This is a genomic window from Streptomyces sp. HP-A2021, from assembly GCF_022807935.1.
GTDB classification, from domain to species: Bacteria; Actinomycetota; Actinomycetes; order Streptomycetales; family Streptomycetaceae; genus Streptomyces; species Streptomyces afghaniensis.
The window spans coordinates 226,069-244,276 of record NZ_CP094344.1 but is presented as its reverse complement, the minus strand read 5'-3'; the positions used below and the strand labels follow the sequence as shown (position 1 = coordinate 244,276).

General features: G+C 72.1%; 14 protein-coding genes. 7 read left to right on the top strand and 7 right to left on the bottom strand.

The window, feature by feature from the left end; all coding sequences use genetic code 11:
- Positions 1-13 precede the first annotated feature (13 nt).
- Positions 14-4,351 carry a cation-translocating P-type ATPase gene (locus MQE23_RS01175; RefSeq protein WP_243377897.1) on the top strand — a complete coding sequence of 1,446 codons (4,338 nt, stop codon included), beginning with the start codon at positions 14-16 and terminating at the stop codon, positions 4,349-4,351.
- A gap of 81 nt (positions 4,352-4,432) precedes the next feature.
- On the opposite strand, the gene MQE23_RS01170 is transcribed toward MQE23_RS01175, so the two are convergent.
- Positions 4,433-4,882, bottom strand: a complete 450-nt coding sequence (locus MQE23_RS01170; RefSeq protein WP_243377896.1) for an SRPBCC family protein — start codon at positions 4,880-4,882, stop codon at positions 4,433-4,435.
- 95 nt (positions 4,883-4,977) lie between these two features.
- Between MQE23_RS01170 and MQE23_RS01165 the strand changes: the two genes are divergently transcribed.
- Entirely contained in the window at positions 4,978-5,430 is a 453-nt protein-coding gene (locus tag MQE23_RS01165) for an NAD(P)H-dependent oxidoreductase (protein ID WP_020270687.1), read from the top strand.
- Positions 5,431-5,435: 5 nt separating this feature from the next.
- Here MQE23_RS01165 and MQE23_RS01160 read toward each other — a convergent pair whose 3' ends face one another.
- Together MQE23_RS01160 and MQE23_RS01155 are read right to left on the bottom strand one after the other, a co-directional pair.
- Entirely contained in the window at positions 5,436-6,563 is a 1,128-nt protein-coding gene (locus MQE23_RS01160; RefSeq protein ID WP_243377895.1) for a YihY/virulence factor BrkB family protein, read from the bottom strand.
- Positions 6,564-6,671: 108 nt separating this feature from the next.
- Positions 6,672-6,896 carry a hypothetical protein gene (locus tag MQE23_RS01155; RefSeq protein WP_243377894.1) on the bottom strand — a complete coding sequence of 75 codons (225 nt, stop codon included), beginning with the start codon at positions 6,894-6,896 and terminating at the stop codon, positions 6,672-6,674.
- Between the two features lie 168 nt (positions 6,897-7,064).
- Between MQE23_RS01155 and MQE23_RS01150 the strand changes: the two genes are divergently transcribed.
- Positions 7,065-7,697 (top strand): GNAT family N-acetyltransferase, encoded by a 633-nt coding sequence (locus tag MQE23_RS01150; RefSeq protein WP_243377893.1) that lies wholly within the window; start codon positions 7,065-7,067, stop codon positions 7,695-7,697.
- A 318-nt stretch (positions 7,698-8,015) separates the two neighbouring features.
- Here MQE23_RS01150 and MQE23_RS01145 read toward each other — a convergent pair whose 3' ends face one another.
- Positions 8,016-8,489 (bottom strand): ATP-binding protein, encoded by a 474-nt coding sequence (locus tag MQE23_RS01145; protein ID WP_243377892.1) that lies wholly within the window; start codon positions 8,487-8,489, stop codon positions 8,016-8,018.
- 192 nt (positions 8,490-8,681) lie between these two features.
- On the opposite strand from MQE23_RS01145, the gene MQE23_RS01140 reads away from it, so the two are divergent.
- Entirely contained in the window at positions 8,682-9,872 is a 1,191-nt protein-coding gene (locus MQE23_RS01140) for a PP2C family protein-serine/threonine phosphatase (RefSeq protein ID WP_243377891.1), read from the top strand.
- A gap of 7 nt (positions 9,873-9,879) precedes the next feature.
- On the opposite strand, the gene MQE23_RS01135 is transcribed toward MQE23_RS01140, so the two are convergent.
- Positions 9,880-10,674 (bottom strand): DUF1868 domain-containing protein, encoded by a 795-nt coding sequence (locus tag MQE23_RS01135; RefSeq protein WP_243377890.1) that lies wholly within the window; start codon positions 10,672-10,674, stop codon positions 9,880-9,882.
- Between the two features lie 292 nt (positions 10,675-10,966).
- Between MQE23_RS01135 and MQE23_RS01130 the strand changes: the two genes are divergently transcribed.
- The 3 genes from MQE23_RS01130 (at position 10,967) to MQE23_RS01120 (ending at position 14,865) form a co-directional block, all read left to right on the top strand.
- Positions 10,967-11,638: a lytic polysaccharide monooxygenase gene (locus tag MQE23_RS01130; RefSeq protein ID WP_243377889.1), complete on the top strand. Its 672-nt coding sequence runs from the start codon at positions 10,967-10,969 to the stop codon at positions 11,636-11,638.
- A gap of 252 nt (positions 11,639-11,890) precedes the next feature.
- Complete coding sequence (locus tag MQE23_RS01125; RefSeq protein ID WP_243382425.1) at positions 11,891-13,924, top strand: DUF1996 domain-containing protein; 2,034 nt, start codon at positions 11,891-11,893, stop codon at positions 13,922-13,924.
- A 176-nt stretch (positions 13,925-14,100) separates the two neighbouring features.
- Positions 14,101-14,865 (top strand): sulfite exporter TauE/SafE family protein, encoded by a 765-nt coding sequence (locus MQE23_RS01120; RefSeq protein ID WP_243377888.1) that lies wholly within the window; start codon positions 14,101-14,103, stop codon positions 14,863-14,865.
- Positions 14,866-14,875: 10 nt separating this feature from the next.
- Here MQE23_RS01120 and MQE23_RS01115 read toward each other — a convergent pair whose 3' ends face one another.
- A complete protein-coding gene (locus MQE23_RS01115; protein ID WP_243377887.1) occupies positions 14,876-17,113 on the bottom strand; it encodes an MMPL family transporter in 2,238 nt (745 codons plus the stop codon).
- A 58-nt stretch (positions 17,114-17,171) separates the two neighbouring features.
- Positions 17,172-18,161, bottom strand: a complete 990-nt coding sequence (locus MQE23_RS01110; RefSeq protein ID WP_243377886.1) for an EamA family transporter — start codon at positions 18,159-18,161, stop codon at positions 17,172-17,174.
- Positions 18,162-18,208: the final 47 nt, after the last annotated feature.

Sequence of the window (18,208 nt, the reverse complement as noted above, 5' to 3'; positions counted from 1 at the left end):
GGGACAGCAGGAGATGCTCACACGCTTCGACGTCGCCCCGCTCGTCGGGGCCATGGCCGGGGCGGCGGCAGGCGCCGCCCGCAGCACCGCCCAGGGCGTGACGTCCGCCTACGACACCACGCGGCGCGTCCGCAACGTCGCGCGCAACGCCCTGTCCGGCGGACAGCACTGGAAGGCGGGGCAGCGCGTCCACGTCGCCCTGCGGCGGTCCGACGGCGAGATCGGCGGCATCGCCCGCAAGGTCGCCGGGGAACTGCTCGACCACCCGGACGTCATCGCGGCGTACTGGGACGAGGGACTGTCCCGCCTGGTGATCACCGTGGCCGAGGACGCCGTCACCGACCGCGTCAGCGAGCGCGCCACCGCGCTCGCCGCCCGCCTCGGCCTGACCGAGGGCGCCGACCCGGAGGCCGAGGAGGCCACCCACCCCGGCGACCCCGGCGAGGTGCGCCTCACCGCGGCGGCGGTCCTGCTGGACGCCGCAGGCGCCGCCGGCGCGCTGGCCGGCCGGTCCCTGCGCCTGCCGCCCACCTCACGCATCGTCACCGCCACCGTCACACTGCTGCGGGAGAACCCCCGCTTCCGGGCCCTGCTCCGGCAGCGGTTCGGCACCCACGGCATGGAACTCGTCCTCGCAACCGCCAATGCCGCCGCACACGGCGTCGGCCAGACCCCGCTGGCGCTCGTGCTCGACGGTCTGCTGCGCAGCACCCAGCTGACCGAGGCGGTGGCCAGGGCCGCGGCCTTCGAGGCACTCCACGACGACATCTGCCACGAGCAGCGCACCAGCCTGCCCTGCCCCCCGGACACCCGGCCGCCGCTCAAGGTGACGCCCGCCCAGGAGTACGCCTCCCACGCCAGCACCGGCAGCCTCGCCGGCGCCGCCGCCACCCTCCTCGTCACACACTCCGCGAGGGAAGCGGCCGAAGCCGTCCTCGCCGGTTCCCCGAAGGCGGCCCGGTACGGACCGGCCGCCTTCAACGCCACCCTCGGCACCTTCCTCGCCCGGGCCGGGATCCTCGTGCGCAGCGCGGAGCGCCTGCGCCAGCTGGAGATCGCCGACGCCCTCGTCCTGCACGCCGACGCCCTGCGCAGCCGGCGGCAGGACGCCGAACGCGACTCCGACGGGCTGCCCGACGACCCGGTCCATCCCTTCGCGGAGGCCGTCCTCGACGCCGCCCGCCGGGCAGGACTGCACGTCGTGATCGCCGGCGGCTCCGACCTGAGGGACATCACCCGGCTCGCCGACGAGGTCGCCCCGGGCGCCAAGCCGTTCGGCGACGTCGTACGGGCCCTCCAGGACGACGGGCACGTCGTGGTGACCGTCGCCCGCCTGGACGGGTCCGGCGACGGGCACGTGGCGGCCGGACTGCCCGCCGGCGACGTGGCGATCGCCCTCACCGACGACCGCGCGGCCGTCGCCTGGGGCGTCGACGCGCTGGCCCCGGGCGGACTCGCCGACGTCTGGCGGCTGCTGACGGCGATCCCGGCGGCCCGGCGCGTCGGACGCCGCTCGCAGACCCTGGCCCGCGCGGGGGCGGCCCTCTCGGGGCTCCTGGTCGCGCGCGGCGGACAGCCCCCGGGCCGGAGGCTCCTGTGGCCCCTCACCCGGCACGCCCCCGTCAACATCGCCGCCGCGAACGCCCTGCTCGCGGGCTGGCTCGAAGCCACCCGCGTGGCCCGGGCCACCCCGCCTCCGCCCCGGTTGCACATCCCCTGGCACGCCCTGGAACCCCACGAGGCCCGTGACCGGCTGGGACGCCCCGACAGCGACGTCGAGCCCACCGGACTCGCCCTGCTCGCCGACCGCTCGCGGCAACACGCCGCTCGCGTCGGCCGCCACCCGGCCATGACCCCCGTCCGCTGGACCTGGCAGGCCGCCGGCGCCGTACGCCGTGAACTGGACGATCCGCTCACGCCCGTCCTGGCCACGGGCGCCGTCGCCTCGGCGCTGCTCGGCTCGCTCGTCGACGCGCTGCTGGTCGTCGGCGCCATGGACCTCAACGCCGTGACCGGCGGACTCCAGCGGCTGCGCGCCGAACAGGCGCTGGCCCGGCTGGCGGCCCGGCAGCAGCCCAAGGCCCGCAGGCGGGACGGCCGCAGGCGCACCGTCACCGTCGACGCCGCCCGGCTGCGCCCCGGCGACGAGATCACCCTCGGCGCCGGCGACGTCGTGCCCGCCGACGCCCGGCTGCTCGACGTCGACGGTCTCGAGGTCGACGAGTCGGCCCTCACCGGCGAGTCCCTGCCGGTCACCAAGGCCCTCGAGGCCACCCCCGGCCTGCCGGTGGCCCAGCGCACCTGCATGGTGTTCGAGGGCACCACCGTCGTGGCCGGGCGCGCCACCGCCCTCGTCGTCGACACCGGCGACCAGACCGAGGCCGGCCGCGCCGTCACGCTCGCCGCCCGCACCCCGCCGCCCGCAGGCGTCCAGGCCAGGCTCCAGGAACTGACCCGCAAGGCCCTGCCGGTGACCTTCACCGGTGGCGCGGCCGTGACCGGGCTGTCCCTGCTGCGCGGCAGCCCCGTACGACGTGCCGTCAGCGGCGGTGTCGCGGTCGCGGTCGCCGCCGTGCCGGAGGGACTCCCGCTCGTCGCGACGGTCGCGCAGATGGCCGCCGCCCGCCGGCTGTCCCGGCGCGGCGTCCTGGTCCGCACCCCGCGCACCCTGGAGGCGCTCGGCCGGGTCGACACCGTGTGCTTCGACAAGACCGGCACCCTCACCGAGAACAAGCTGCGCCTGGTCCGCGTCGCCACCGCCGACGGCACCGTCCTGCCGGTGGACACCGAACAGGCCCTGCCGCTCCTGCGCCTGGCCGCCCGCGCCTGTCCGCAGGAGGAGACGGGCCAGGGCCGCCGGGTCGCGCACGCCACCGACGAGGCCGTCCTGGACGTCGCCCCGCCCGACGAGGGCTGGACACCGACCGGCGAGCTGCCCTTCGAGACACGGCGGGGCTACGCCGCCGCGGTCGGCCGCGACGGCGACCCGGACTTCGGCGAACTCCTCGTCGTCAAGGGCGCCCCGGAGACGATCCTGCCCGCCTGCCGGGACCTCCCCGACGGCACGACCGACACCGCCCACGAACTGGCGGGACAGGGGCTGCGCGTCCTCGCCGTCGCCCGGCGCCCCTGCCGGGCCGGCGACGCCGACGCCGAACTCGACGCGCCGCTCGCAGACCTGGAGTTCAGCGGGTTCGTCGCCCTCGCCGACGTCCCGCGCGAGACCTCGCACGCGCTGCTGGCGTCACTGCGCCGCTCCGGCATCCTGCCCGTCATGCTCACCGGCGACCACCCGGAGACCGCCCGCGCCATCGCCCTGCAGCTGGGCTGGCCGGAGGAGACCGAGGCGGTGACCGGCGACGAACTCGTCGCCATGGAACGCCGCGAGCGCGTCCGGGTGCTGCGCGGCGCGGGCGTCGTCGCCCGGGTCGCACCCGAGCAGAAGCTGCATGTCGTGGAGGCCCTGCAACAGGCCGGGCGGGTCGTGGCGATGGCCGGCGACGGCGCCAACGACGCCGCCGCCATCCGCGCCGCCGACGTCGGAGTCGGCGTCGAGGCCCGCGGCTCCGCCGCCGCCCGCAACGCCGCCGACCTCGTGCTCACCTCCGGTGACCTGTCCGTCCTGGTGGACGCGGTGGCCGAGGGACGTGCCCTGTGGCGCAGCGTCGCCGACGCGGTGAGCATCCTCATCGGCGGCAACGCCGGCGAGGTCGGCTTCAGCGTCCTCGGCACCCTGCTGGCCGGCGCCTCGCCCCTGTCGACCCGTCAGCTGCTGCTGGTCAACCTGCTCACCGACATGTTCCCGGCCATGGCGGTGGCGGTCACGCCGAGCGACGACCCCTCGACGGCGGAGCACGCCGCGACCGGCCCGATGGGTCTCGACGTCCTCGGCGCGCCGCTGCTGCGCTCCATCCGGCGCCGGGGCGTCACCACCTGCCTCGGCGCGGTCACGGCGTACCTCATCGGCCGCCTCACCCCCGGCACCGAACGACGGTCCACCACCATGGCCCTGTGCGGTGTGGTCGGCGCCCAGCTCGTGCAGACCCTCTCCGGCCGGCGCCACAGCCCCCTGGTGTGGGTCACGGCCCTCGGCTCCGCCGCCGTGCTGGCCGCCCTCGTCCAGACGCCCGGCGTCAGCCACTTCTTCGGCTGCACCCCGCTGGGTCCGGTGGGCTGGGCCGGCGTGGCCCTGGCCATCGCCCTCTCGGCGCTGGCCCCGCGCCTGGAACGCCTCCAGGCGGTCCACACCCTCTACGACGCCGCGGCACGACTCGCCCTGCGCCTCAACGACCTGACCCAGCAGGCCCGGGAACGGCTGCAGAGCGGGACGGCCCGGCCGGCTGCGGCGTAAAAAGACAGAAGGTAGAAAGACAGAAGGCGGCAGAAGGCGGCCGCCACCACGATCAGTGGTGGCGGCCGCCGTTCTCGCTGATCACACCTCGCCGCGCCAGGCCCCGGTCTCCGTCCCACGGGCCTCCATGAACTGCTTGAACCGCCGCAGATCACCGGAGACCTGCCGCTTCACGAACCCGAGCTTGTCGCCCACGGTCTCGGTCACGCCGCTGGGGTCGAACTCCATCTGGAGCATGACCTTGGTCGTGTCGTCCTGGATCCGGTGGAAGGTGACCACACCGGCCTGCCGGGCCTCGCCGTTCACGGTGGTCCAGGCGACGCGCTCGTCGGGGATCTGCTCGGTGATCTCCGCGTCGAACTCCCGCTCCTGGCCGCCGACCTTGGTGACCCAGTGCGTCAGGGTGTCGGTGCGCTGCTCGATGCGCTCCACGCCGTCCATGAACCGGGGGAAGTCCTCGAACTGCGTCCACTGGTTGTACGCGGTGTGCACCGGGACGCGGACCTCGATGGATTCCTCTACCTGTGACAAGGGGGTACCTCTCTTTCTCGTACGGAGAACGACGGACGGGTACCAGTTCTCGCGCGAGGCACTCATGGTCGTCACGACTTGTAAGGTCGGGTGACGTGGCCACCTTGCTGATCGTCCATCACACGCCCTCGCCCAACTGCCAGGCGATGTTCGAAGCCGTCGTCTCCGGGGCGAGCGACCCCGAGATCGAGGGCGTCCGGGTCGTCCGCGTGCCGGCGCTGGCCGCCACCGCCTCCGACGTCCTCGCCGCCGACGGCTACCTCCTCGGCACCCCCGCGAACCTCGGCTACATGTCCGGCGCCCTCAAGCACTTCTTCGACCAGGTCTACTACCCCTGCCTCGACGCGACCCGTGGCCGGCCCTTCGGCTACTGGGTGCACGGCGGGAACGACGTCACCGGAGCCGTGCGGGGCGTCGAGTCGATCACGACGGGCCTCGGCTGGCGCCGCTCCGCCGAGGCCGTGACCGTGACCGGCGAGCCCGGCAAGGACGACATCGAGAGGTGCTGGGAACTGGGCGCCACAGTAGCCGCCGGACTCATGGGCTGAAGGGATCAGGTCCCTTCCATGCGGCGCCGGTCCTGTTCGTCCCACGCACGGGTGTCACGCGGCTGCGTGTACGGCTCCGCCTCGGGCGGATGACCACCGGCGATGGCCCGCTGCCGGACCGCCTCGGCGTCGAACTCCAGGCCCAGCAGGATCGCCAGGTTGGTGATCCACAGCCACACCAGGAAGACGATGACGCCGGCCATCGTGCCGTAGGTCTTGTTGTACGAGGCGAAGTTGGCCACGTAGACCGCGAAGCCGGCCGACGCGATCATCCAGATGAGCAGAGCCAGCAGACTGCCCGGCGTGATCCAGCGGAACCCCTTCACCTTGGCGTTCGGGGTCGCCCAGTACAGGATCGCGATCATGATCGTGACCAGCAGCACCAGGGCGGGCCATTTCGCGATCGACCACACCGTCAGCGCCGTGTCCCCGATCCCGAGCGCGGTTCCCGCCTGCCGGGCCAGCGCCCCCGTGAAGACCACGATCAGCGCGCTGATCACGGCCAGCACCATCAGCACGACCGTCACGGCCACCCGCACGGGCAGCAGCTTCCACACCGGCCGGCCCTCGGGCATGTCGTAGACGGCGTTGGCGGAGCGGATGAACGCCCCCACGTAGCCGGACGCCGACCACACCGCGAGGACCAGACCGACGATCGCCATCAGCGAGCCGATTCCGGCGTTGCCCTGCAACTGCTCGACGGCCCGGGTGATGATGTCGCGCGCCGAGCCGGGGGCGAACTGCTGGACGTTCTCGAGCACCTTGTCGGTGGTCGACTTGCCGGTGATGCCCAGCAGCGACACCAGCACCAGCAGCGCCGGGAACAGCGCCAGCACACCGTAGTACGTGAGCGCGGCCGCCCGGTCGGTCAGCTCGTCGTCCTTGAACTCCCGCAGGCTCCCCTTCAGCACCGCGCCCCACGACTTCCGGGGGAGCTCACTCGGGCTGTCCGGCGCTGCCCGCTCCACCTCGGGCCCCGGCCCGGGCTCCTCGTCCGCCCTCGGAGCGGGCTTCTCTGCGGCCGGACCGGGCTCTTTCCCCGCCGGAGCGGGAGCGCGCGCAGGGGCGGCGTCCTGCGGCGGAGCCTCGGACTCGTGATGTTCTTTTCGTCCCGGAATATGCAGCTTCACCATGGGGGCCGGGTAACCCCGAGCTGGGCAGTTAAGCCGCGCTCGGACCAACGGCGTCGGCCATTCGTGAGTCATTCACCCCCGCAGGGCGAGCCCCCGCCGCGAGCCGCTTCAGGGCGCGGCTGAACCAGGCCGCCGGACCAGGGCGTTGAGGTCCTTGCCGTTGTGGGCGAGCGGTACGCGGAAACCGACCGGCGTGCCCCGGCGCACGAGGCGGTCACCGGCCGGATGCGCGGCCAGGGCGGCGTCGTTCTCCTCCTGCGGCAGCTGCAGCTGCACCCTGCCGTCCTTCGTCACCGAGGCGAAACCCCTGCCCCGCACGGTGAAGGCGACCATGCCGAAGTGCGTCCCCTCTTCCGCCTCCGGGAGGGCGACGCGGCCTTGCGCAACCGGGTCACGGTGGTCATGGCCGGAGTTTCGCACAGCATCGGCCGGTTTCAGGGGCCTTCGGAAGCTCCCCGAATCAGGTTGAGGGAGCGCTCCCAGCACGGGCACGATGCCGCCATGACCAAGCTCCCCGCCATCCGCCCGTACCGCCCCGAGGACCGTCCGGCCCTCGACGACATCTGCGTCCGCACCGCGCACAACGGCCAGGACAGCCGCCCCCACTACACGGACCCGGGCATCTTCCCGGCCACCTTCGCGGCTCCGTACGTCCATCTGGAGCCGGACCTGGCCTTCGTGCTGGACGCCGGGCGGGGGCGGGCGGTCGGCTACATCCTCGGCACGGCCGACACCCCGCGCTTCGCCGAGGCGTTCCGCGCCACCTGGCTGCCGCTGGTCGCCGACCGCTACCCGAAGCCGCCGCGGCCGCCCTGCACGCCGGACGAGGCGATGGCGGGACTGCTGCACGACCCCGAGCGGATGGTGCTGCCCGAACTCGTGGCCTACCCCGCCCACCTGCACATCGACCTGCTGCCCGAGTGGCAGGGGCGCGGCCACGGCCGCCGCCTGATGCGGACGTTCCTGGCGACCCTCCAGGACAAGGGAGTGCCGGCCGTCCACCTCGCCATGGCGACCGCCAACACCCGGGCCAGGGCCTTCTACGACCGCCTGGGCTTCCACGAGCTCGACGTCCCCGAGCCCGGCTCGGCCACTTACCTCGGCCGCACCACGAAGGAACTCGACCGGCCCTGACAGCTGGGCTCACAATGATCCGACTTCAACGGCTGCGGCCGTTGTGCGCGCAGATCCCCAGGGGCGCCGGACTCTGTCGGTAGGGAAGGGCCCTCGACCTCCCCAGGCTTCATGGCCCTTCCCCAGCCGGCTCCGGACGTTTACCCGCCCGCCCTGGTCTCATGCCGCATCGGTTCGGTGTCCGGTCATCGCGGCCGTCACCGCGTCGGCCACCGCGCGCAGCCATGTCGATGACCGGCCGGCTCGCCTGCCCCTCTTGTCCGCCGCGGGAGGCGCCGCGGGAGGCGGCGCGGGAAAGGCCAGGTAGGCCGAAAGCCGTCACAGCCGCCGGCCGGTGACGTCCCCGCCCGGATCGTCGGCCAGCGCGATGGTCGTGGTGATCCGTTTTCCCACGGGTTCGCGGTGGACCGCGAAACTCTGGCCGACCGCCATGACGATCTCCAGCCCGTGCTGGCCGATCCGCATCGGGTCGGGCGCGAGGATGGCCGGCGGCGTCGGGTTGCTGTCCCACACGGTCACCTCCACCGCGCCGCCGTTGACTTCCAGCGTCAGCAGGCACGGGCCGGGTGCGTACTTGCGGGCGTTGGTCACCAGCTCGCTGACCACGAGCTGCACCATGCCCATCGCGCGCCCGGACACCGGCAGCCCGTGCACGGCCTGGACGTCGCTGAGGAAGCTGCGAGCCAGATCGCGGGCCACGGCGATGTCCTCGCTGCTCTCGAACGCCCCCGACACCGATACGACGGTCTCCACCAGAGACTGCTCGCCCTCACCGCCCGCCGTCTGCTCCATGCCGGCCCACCCCCCTGGTACCCAAACGTGCTGCGACCCGTTTACCCCCGAACCTTCGCATCAGGCGTGCGGGGGTGACGTCTCCGGGGGTCCTACCTGTTCCGGCGTCTACAGGCTGAGGCATGTGTCACAGCCGTGCTGCGCCTGTCGCGTCGGCGGGAAAACGAGTTGGCAACCCAAAAGGAGGCTGACGTGGCACGCGATCGGATCGGACTGGCTGAGGTGCTGGCAACGGCGGAGGACGCCGCACCGGTGGGCTCCCTCGATGCCGTGGCGCGCAACCTGCGCGACCGGTTCCGCGCGCGGCACGTGTCGTTCCTGTGCGTCGACGTCGTCGGCCAGCGCCTGCTGCGGGTCAGCGAGGAGGCGGCTACGCGACAGGAGCGCCGCGCCGAACAGGTTCCCTTCGACGACAGCATCTACGACGAGGTCCTGCGCGCCCAGGAACTGGTGCAGGCTCCGGAGGGCGAGCACGGGCAGCGGGTGCTCGCCCCCGTCACCAACCGCGGCGACGCCGTCGGCGTCCTGGAACTGCTCCTTCCCCAGGTCACACAGGACGTGCTGGAGCAAGTGGAAGAGGCCGCGCACGCGCTGGCGTACATCATCGTCACCGACCGCCGGTTCACCGACCTCTACCACTGGGGCAACCGCACCACCTCGGTCAGCCTGGCCGCGGAGATCCAGCGCCAGCTGCTGCCCTCGGCCCCTTCGTGCGAGGCCGCCGAGTTCGCCCTCGCCGGCGCCCTCGTTCCGGCCGCCGACATCGCCGGGGACACCTACGACTACGCCGTCGACCCCGACACCCTGCACCTTTCCATCACCGACGCCATGGGCCACGACGTCGACGCCGCCCTCATGGCCACCCTCCTGGTCAATGCCTCCCGCGGCGCCCGCCGCGCCGGGACCGGCCTCGCCGAACAGGCCCGCCAGACCCACCAGGCCCTCCTCGACCACGGCAGACGGACCTTCGCCACCGGCCAGCTGCTGCGCATCGCCCTGGACGGGACCGGCGCCCAGCTCGTCAACGCGGGCCACCCCTGGCCCCTACGACTGCGCGACGGCACGGTCGACGAACTGCGCCTCGCAGTGAACCTGCCCTTCGGCGTCGCCGAGCACAAGGGCCCCTACAAGGTGCAGAACCTCGACCTGCGCCCCGGTGACCGCCTCGTGCTCTACACCGACGGCATGCAAGAGCGCCAAGCGCAAAAAGTCGACCTCCCCGGCCTCATCCGTGACACCGCCGGCGAGCACCCGCGCGAGGTCGCGCGCAATCTGGCCACCACAGTCACCGACGCCTGTAACGGTCACCCGGAAGACGACGCCACCGTCCTGTGCCTGGACTGGCACGGCCCCCCTTCCGCACCACTGAACGCCGGTCGGTAACGGCGGATCACGCCTTCGGCAGCCGCCACAACTGCGGGAACGCCAGCATGTCGTCGAAGAGGTTGAACGCCGGGTGCTCCAGGGTCACGGTGGCGGCCTCGCCGGTGAAGAGTGCGGAGCACTTCGCAGCCAGTCGCTCCATGGGCGGCACGTCGGATGCCAGCGGCTTGACCAGGCGATAACCGAGGGTCGAGTGGAACTGGTAGGTCTCGAAGTTCGATGCCCGGAGCTCCAGCAGGGCGTTCAGCTCCCGTCGGATCGTCCAGAGCCTGTTGAAGGTGGCATCGTCGGCCGGGGCGAGCTCCATCGTGAAGCCGGCGTCGAAGGGGCCGAACTCCTTGACCTCCATCGTGATCGGGCCCACCGGGGTCAGCGTCGACTTCTGGAGGCGCGCGAGGATCCGCTGGGACACTTCGGAGACGTCCGCGCAGTCAGCGAGCCACGCCGGGAGTTGCTTGTCGATGACGGTGTCCTGCGTCGTCGCATCGAACACCGTCATGTGCATGCTCTGGTGCGGCAGGCAGACGTACTGATCGGCGATGGAGGACCGCTTCATGATCCCCATCGCCTCGGTCTCGGCGTGGAAGAAGGCCGAGTCCTGGGGCACGGGGCAGACAAACGTGTTGCCGCGGAAGCGCTGCGCGTTGCCGTCGAGGTCCCACTTCTTGCCGGGTCCGGCGGCCAGAGGCTCGCGCCGCTTTGGGCTCTGCGAGGCGGCAAACGCCGTGGCCGGGGCGATCGTGAGACCGGCACCAGCGCCGGCAGCGCCGATGAGGACGCCTCGACGGTTGGGGGCAGACATGTGACTCCTGAGGAGTTGGGACCCAGACAGGTGAAAAGTGCCGGAGCGACCTGACGGTCGGATGGACCCAGGGCCACACCCAGGTGTTTTCCCGAAGACCCGCGCAGGTGCGGACGCTGCGGCGTCGAACGCATCGAACGCGCCAGCGGGTGCGGAAGTGGCGCAATCGAACGTTGCCCACCCGCGTCATCGGGCGCAGCCTGTGCTGTGCGGGAGCGCTCCCACGCGCTGCCGCACTCCCCACGAAGACACAGAGAAAGCACGACACCCCCACATCCGAAAGAAGGAGATCATGAATTGTCATGGTCATGATCGTAGAGTTCGCTCCCGCTTGACGCTCGCCCTGAGTGTCCTGGTCGCCGCGCTGCTCAGCCTCATCCCCTGGAGCGGCACCGCCGTCGCCCACGGCTCGGTCGTCGACCCGGCCTCCCGCAACTACGGCTGCTGGCTGCGCTGGGGGAGCGACTTCCAGAATCCCGCGATGGCCCAACAGGACCCGATGTGCTGGCAGGCGTGGCAGGACAACCCCAACGCCATGTGGAACTGGAACGGCCTGTACCGCAACGGCTCGGGCGGCAACTTCCAAGCCGTGGTTCCCGACGGCCAACTGTGCAGCGGCGGACGCACCGAGGGCGGCCGGTACAACTCCCTGGACACGGTGGGCGCCTGGAAGACGACGGACATCGGCGCCAACTTCACGGTGAAGCTGTACGACCAGGCCAGCCACGGCGCCGACTACTTCCAGGTGTACGTCACCCGGCAGGGATTCGACCCCACCACCCAGCCGCTGACCTGGAGCGACCTCCGGCTCGTCGCGCGCACCGGCAAGTACGCGCCCAGCCAGAACTACGAGATCCCCGTGAGCACTTCGGGCCTGAGCGGCCGGCACGTCGTCTACACGATCTGGCAGGCGTCGCACATGGACCAGACCTACTTCCTGTGCAGCGATGTGAACTTCCGCTGACCTGCGGTTCCCCGCCGGCCCATGGGACCGGCGGGGTTCAGGTGTTTCGCGGCTTCATGAGAGTTCTCCGAAAATTTTCGACACGCGTGAACACGCCGGTGCTCCCGTACGTATGGGGCGAGGGGATTTTCATGCCCGGTACGCCACAAGCGCAGGAGAGCACCCTTGGGACGCAACACGCGAAGACGCCCTACCGGCCCACGACGCGCGACCTTCGCCGCATTCGCACTGATCCTCGGCGGAGGCGGCCTGATGGCCGCGAACGTCTACGCCTCCGCGACCGACGGCGGTTCGGGCGGTGACTCCGCCCAGACGCGGTCCGGTACGGGGGTCCGGACCGCGGGCTCGACGATCGACTGCCCGGACGTCGGCAGCAAACTGACGTCGGTCCCGGAGCAGGCCCGGGGGGAGGTCGACAAGGAACTGGCCCTCCTGGACGAGCAGATCGCCAAGGCCTACCAGCGCCTGAGCGAGTCCGCACAGCAGGTGCGGCAGGACTCCGGCTTCGCCGACAGCGCGATCATGAACCCGTTGAAGGACAAGCGGGCCGCGACCCTCGAGCGCATCGCGATCGCCATCGACCGGGTGGGGGACCGCCCCGAAGGGCTCGACGCCCTCGCCGCCTGCACGGTACGGGACTCCGGCAACCAGGCCCCCGCGCAGGGCGAAGACCAGGACGGCAACGGCGACCAACAGCCCGGCCAGGAGCAGGGGCAGGACGGCCAGGAGCAGGGTGACGGCCAAGGCCAGGGCGGTCAGGGCAGCAACGGCGGACAGGCGGGCAACGGCCCCGTCGCCGCCGACTTCGCGTCCATCACCGGCGTCCAGCCCAACGCCGGCACTCCCCGCCAGGGGTCGAAAGCCTCCCGGGGCTCCTTCGTCACCGACTGCGGCGTGAACGAGAACGGCCTGTTCAACTCCGACAACATCATCGCCGCCCCGGGCGTCACCAACGGCGCCCACCACTTCCACGACTACGTCGGAAACCAGGCCAACAACGCCTTCGCCAGCGACCAGGACCTCGCGAACGCCGAGACGAGCTGCGTCGACCCGGGCGACAAGTCCTCCTACTACTGGCCGGTGCTGCGCCTGCAGAACGGCTCCCAGGAGCAGGACGCCAACTCGCCCGGCGGCGGCATCGAGGGCAACGCCGGCGAGATCGTCACGCCGAAGCAGGTCACGCTGACCTTCGTGGGGAACCCGCGTGGCAAGGTCACCGCCATGCCGCGGCTGCTGCGCATCATCACCGGTGACGCCAAGTCGTTCGTCAACGGCCCGGCCAACGCCAACGCCTCCTGGAGCTGCACGGGCTTCGAGGACCGGCAGCTGAAGGACAAGTACCCGCTGTGCCCGCAGGGCAGCGACGTGGTGCGCACCTTCAAGTTCCAGAGCTGCTGGGACGGCCGCAACATCGACAGCGCCAACCACCGCACGCACGTGGCGTTCACGGACGCCGCCGGCAACTGCCCGTCCGGCTTCCGGCCCATCCCGCAGCTGGTCCAGCGCATCGTCTACGACGTCGACGCGCCGAGCCTCGAGGACGGCGGCCGTACGACACCGCTGTTCGCGGTGGACTCCTTCCCGGAGCAACTGCACAAGCCGGTCACGGACCACGGCGACTTCATCAACGTCTTCGACGAGGACTTGATGGGGGAGATGGCCGACTGCATCAACGACGGCCGCAAGTGCGGCGCCGGAGCAGGCGCCGAGCCCGGCGACAAGCCGGGCGAGGAGCCGCAGGAGCAGCCGACGAAGGCCCCCGAAGAGCCGACGAAGAGCCCCGAGGCCCCGCAGGAGCAGCCCACCCGCACTCCGGACGCCCCGCAGGACGGCAACACCGGCGGTAAGCCCGGCGACACGGGCGACGGCGGGAAGGGCGACGGCGGGAAGGGCGAGGCCGCCGAGCCGCCGGCGACGGACAAGCCGGCCCCCGAGCCGGAGCAGCCGCAGCAGCCGGAGCAGGACGGCTCGCCCACGGCCGCGCCGCGCACCGACGAACCGGAGGTGTTCGCGACGCCCACGCCCGAAGGCGGCACCGCGAACGCCGGTGAGCAGGGCGGCTCGAAGGACGACGCCGGCGAGGACACGGACGGCCTCGGCCAGTCCCAGGCCGTCGGAACGGCGACCAGCGCCGCTCCCACCCCGTCGCTCCCGTCCCGGACCGAGCCGCAGGCGGTCGGCAGCGGCGGCCTCGCCGACACCGGCGCCCAGCTCTGGCCGGCTGCGGCGGGCGCCGTCCTGGTCATCGCGGGCTTCGTCGTCCTCCGCCGCGTCCGGCGAGGCTGACGGACAGCACCGGCACGACCGGCGAACGGCGGCGGGATCCGGCCCGGATCCCGCCGCCGTTGCTCGTTCCCGGTCATCCGCCACCCTTCGACGGCCGCCGAACCGACCACCCTCTAGCGTGATCCCATGAACCTCACCAGGAACGCCGGACTCGGCGATGCCGGCGGAGCGGCACTGTGACCCCGGGCGAGATGGCGGCCGTGTTCGCCGCCGGTACGGGCGCGGGCGCCGTCAACGCCGTCGTCGGCTCGGGAACGCTGATCACCTTCCCGGTCCTGCTCGCCACCGGCCTGCCCCCGGTCACCGCCACGGTGTCCAACGGGCTCGGCCTGGTCCCCGGCTCCATCAGCGCGGCCGTCGGCTACCGCGAGGAACTCCGCGGGCAGCGACGCCGGGTCCTGCTGCTCGGCATCGGTGCCGTACTGGGCGGCCTCGCGGGCGCCGTCCTGCTGCTGACCCTGCCCGCATCCGCCTTCGAGCGGATCGTGCCGGTCCTCGTGAGCCTCGCCCTCGTCCTGGTCGCCTGCCAGCCGCTGATCTCCAAGTGGGTGCGCCGCCGTCGCCCGGCAGGCGGTCCCGTCCGTCGGGACGGCGGCCCGCTGCTGTTCACCGGCCTGACGCTCGCCAGCGTCTACGGCGGCTACTTCTCCGCCGCGCAGGGCATCATCTACGTCTCCCTGATGGGCATGCTGCTCGACGACACGCTCCAGCGGCTCAACGCCGTCAAGAACGTGCTGGCCGCCGTCGTCAACACCGTCGCCGCTGTGCTCTTCCTCTTCTTCGCGGAGTTCGACTGGACGGCCGTCCTGCTCATCGCCGTGGGCTCCGCACTGGGCGGTCTGATCGGGGCCCGGACGGGCCGCCGCTTCAGCCCCGCCGTCCTGCGCACCCTGATCGTGTCGGTCGGCACCGTCGCCCTCGTCCACCTGGTGCTGCACTGAGCCCCGCCTGCTACGTCCGTCCCCCCTCGGCGTCGATGTGCGGCAGCACCCGCTCCAGCCACCGCGGAGCCCACCAGGCGTGCCGCCCCAGCAGCGTCATCACGGCCGGCACCATGAGCAGGCGTACGACGGTGGCGTCGATGAGCACGCTGACGGCCAGCCCCAGCCCGAGCATCTTGACCACGATGCTGTCGCTGATGATGAACGCCGCGAACACGCTCACCATGATCAGTGCGGCGCACGTGATGACCCGGGCCGTGATCTCCAGGGCGTGCGCGACCGAGGCCTTGGCGTCCCCGGTGCGCAGCCACGCCTCGTGGACCCGGGACAGCAGAAAGATCTCGTAGTCCATGCTGAGGCCGAAGATGATGGCGAACATCATCATCGGCACGTAACTCTCGATGGGCACCGTGCCGTTGACGCCGAGGGCGGGGCCGCCCCAGCCCCACTGGAACACCGCGACGACCACGCCGTACGAGGCGGTGATCGACAGGACGTTGAGGACGGCGGCCTTCACGGCGACGAGCAGCCCCCGGAACACGGCCAGGATGATCAGGAACGCCACGGCCACCACGACGGCGATGATCACCGGCAGCCGGGAGGCGACGATGTCGCGGAAGTCGACCTGCGCCGCCGTCGTGCCGGTGACATAACCCTTGGCGTCCGTGCCCTGGACGGCGTCCGGCAGTGTGTCGTCGACCAGACGGTTGGTCAGGTCCGTGGTCGTTGCGCTCTGCGGGGACCCGGTCGAGTAGACCGTGCCGATCAGGACGTCCCCGTCCTGGGTGGTCGTCAGAGGGGTGACGACGGCGGCGTCTTCGGCCGAGTCGAGCGTCTGCTGGGCCTTCGAGGCCAGTGCGGAGTGCTGCGAGTCCGGTACGTCCGTCTGGTCGATGACCACGGTCAGTGGACCGTTGGAGCCGGGCCCGAACGCGTCGGTCATCAGGTCGTACGCCCGCCGGTCGGTGAAGGACGTCGGGTCCGCACCGTCACCGATGTGGCCGAGGCGGATGGACAGCACCGGGATCGCCAGGACGACGATCACGGCGACACCCGCCGCCAGGAACCACAGCGGCCTGCGCTCCACCCGCTGCGCGTAGCGGTGCCAGGTGCCCTGCGGTGTGTCACCCGCCCCGGCGTCGGTCTCGGCGACGGGGCGGCGCACCCGGTAGCGGTCGATGTGCCGGCCGAGGAGCCCGAGCAGGGCCGGGACCAGGGTGAGCGCGCCGGCGACGGCCGACACGACCGTGACGGCGGCGGCGAACCCGAGCTTGGCGATGAAGGAGACCCCGGACGCGGACAGGCCCGCCAGCGCGATGATCACCGTGCAGCCGGAGACGAGGACGGCGCGGCCGCTGGTGGCGGCGGCCTGCCCGGCGGCCCGCACCGGGTCCGTTCCGTCGAGGAGGTTCTGCCGGTGACGGGTGATCAGGAACAGGGCGTAGTCGATCCCGACACCGAGGCCGATCATCGTGGCCAGGGTCGGTGAGACGGTCGCGAAGGTGAAAGCGGCGGCCAGCAGCCCGAGGATCGCGAGACCGGCGACGACGCTGATCAGCGCGGTCAGCAGCGGGACGCCGGCGGCGATCACGCTCCCGAAACCGACCAGCAGCACGACGACGGCCACGCCGAACCCGATCAGCTCGCTCACCCGGTCGTCGGCGGCAGGCCGGGCGAGTTCGCCGAGCGGCCCGCCGTACTCCACCTCCGCTCCGGCCGAACGCAGCGGCTGTACTGCGTCGTCGACCCCGTTCAGATAATCGTCGCCGAGGGTCGACGGCTGCACGTCGAAGCGGACGGTGATGTAGGCCGTCTTCCCGTCGTCCGACAACGGCCCCACGTTCTGCTGCGACTGACCGGACGACGAGCCCGAGGCGGAGAGCGGGTTCTGGGCCGACAGGACGTGCGGCAGCTTCTCCAGGTCGGTGACCGTGGTGGACATCTGGGAACCCAGAGAGCTCAGGGACTGCCCGTCGTCGTGCAGCACGATCTGGCTGCTGTAGCCGCCGGCCTGCGGATCGTGCTTCTCGAGCACGTCCAGACCCTTCTGCGACTGCGCCTGGGGCAGGGTGAAGTTGTCGGAGTACGTGCCCCCGACCGAGCGGCTGACGATCTGAAGTGCCACGAGTGCCACGAGCCAGGCGATGACGACGACCACGAAGTGGCGCGCGCACCACTCGCCCAGCCTCCGCAGCAGCCCCGCACGCGCGGCCTTCTCGTCCTCTTCACCGGTGCGGGTGTGCGGCATGGACGCGGACTCCTGCTGTGGGACGACGTTCGACGCCGTCCATTAGATGCGCGAGGGATCACTCGGGCAGGCCGGACACGGCGTCGCCACGCCCCTCGGGACGGCCGTTCCCCCGGAAGATGGCCGCCGGGGGAGTGCGACCGCCCGCCAGGATCGCCGACGGCCTGCCGCTGCGCGGCCGCGTCAGCGCCCCGGACCCCAGGGCGACACCGAGGCCGACCAGCGCGCTGCCGGCCGCCTGCGCCAGACCGTAGGAGCCGGTGCCGACGAGCGGTGCGGTGCAGGCCGCCGCGACCGGGATGAGGCCGGAGAACAGGGTGGCGCGTTCCGCTCCGATCCGCTGCATGCCCATGTACCAGCACACGAAGCCGACCACGGTGACCACCACCGCCTGCCACAGCAGCGCGGAGGTCTCGACGGCGTCCGGACGCCGCAGCCACCCGCCGCCGTCGGCGAGCAGCCCGGCCGCCGCCGACTCCAGCGCGGCGACCGCGCACACCGTGGCGGACAGCAGCCGGGGGCCGAGAGGCCGCAGTACGGGTACGGCGAGCACGGCGAACCCGACCTCCCCCGCCAGGGCGCACACGGAGAAGGCGATGCCCGCGGCGTCGGTGCGCCCCCAGCCCTGGACGGCGCAGGCGCCGACGGCCACGAGCAACGCCCCGTACAACACGGCCCGTTGCGGCCGGCGCCCGTCCAGGAGGGGCACGAGCACCGCGACCACCACCGGCGCACAGCCCACGAACACGCCCGGAACCGCCGGTTCCGCCGTGCGCTCGGCGGCGATGACGGCCAGGTTGAAACCGACCATGCCGACCGCGGCCAACAGGGCGAGCCGGACCCACTGACGCAGTGTCAGCGCCCGCAGCCGGGCGGCCGTGCCCTTTCCGGCCAGGGGCGCGAGCAGCAGACAGGCCAGCCCGTACCGCAGGAACTGACCGCCCGCGTACGGGTAGTCGCCCAGGACGCTGTTGGCCGTGAAGGACCCTCCGACGAGGACACAGGCGAGCGCGGCGAGAAGGGCGCCGCGCGTGGTGGTGGCGTTCATACGGGCGACGCTAGGCAGCCGGGCGGCCCGGGAAGGAGTCCACTTCT

Excerpts from the sequence above, each read along its gene's own strand:
- MQE23_RS01150 (WP_243377893.1), top strand. The coding sequence starts at position 7,065 with ATGACCAAGCTCCCCGCCATCCGCCCGTACCGCCCCGAGGACCGTCCG.
- MQE23_RS01160 (WP_243377895.1), bottom strand. The coding sequence starts at position 6,563 with ATGGTGAAGCTGCATATTCCGGGACGAAAAGAACATCACGAGTCCGAG.
- MQE23_RS01135 (WP_243377890.1), bottom strand. The coding sequence starts at position 10,674 with ATGTCTGCCCCCAACCGTCGAGGCGTCCTCATCGGCGCTGCCGGCGCT.
- MQE23_RS01110 (WP_243377886.1), bottom strand. The coding sequence starts at position 18,161 with ATGAACGCCACCACCACGCGCGGCGCCCTTCTCGCCGCGCTCGCCTGT.
- MQE23_RS01115 (WP_243377887.1), bottom strand. The coding sequence starts at position 17,113 with ATGCCGCACACCCGCACCGGTGAAGAGGACGAGAAGGCCGCGCGTGCG.
- MQE23_RS01155 (WP_243377894.1), bottom strand. The coding sequence starts at position 6,896 with ATGGTCGCCTTCACCGTGCGGGGCAGGGGTTTCGCCTCGGTGACGAAG.
- MQE23_RS01125 (WP_243382425.1), top strand. The coding sequence starts at position 11,891 with ATGGCCGCGAACGTCTACGCCTCCGCGACCGACGGCGGTTCGGGCGGT.
- MQE23_RS01175 (WP_243377897.1), top strand. The coding sequence starts at position 14 with ATGCTCACACGCTTCGACGTCGCCCCGCTCGTCGGGGCCATGGCCGGG.
- MQE23_RS01145 (WP_243377892.1), bottom strand. The coding sequence starts at position 8,489 with ATGGAGCAGACGGCGGGCGGTGAGGGCGAGCAGTCTCTGGTGGAGACC.
- MQE23_RS01130 (WP_243377889.1), top strand. The coding sequence starts at position 10,967 with ATGAATTGTCATGGTCATGATCGTAGAGTTCGCTCCCGCTTGACGCTC.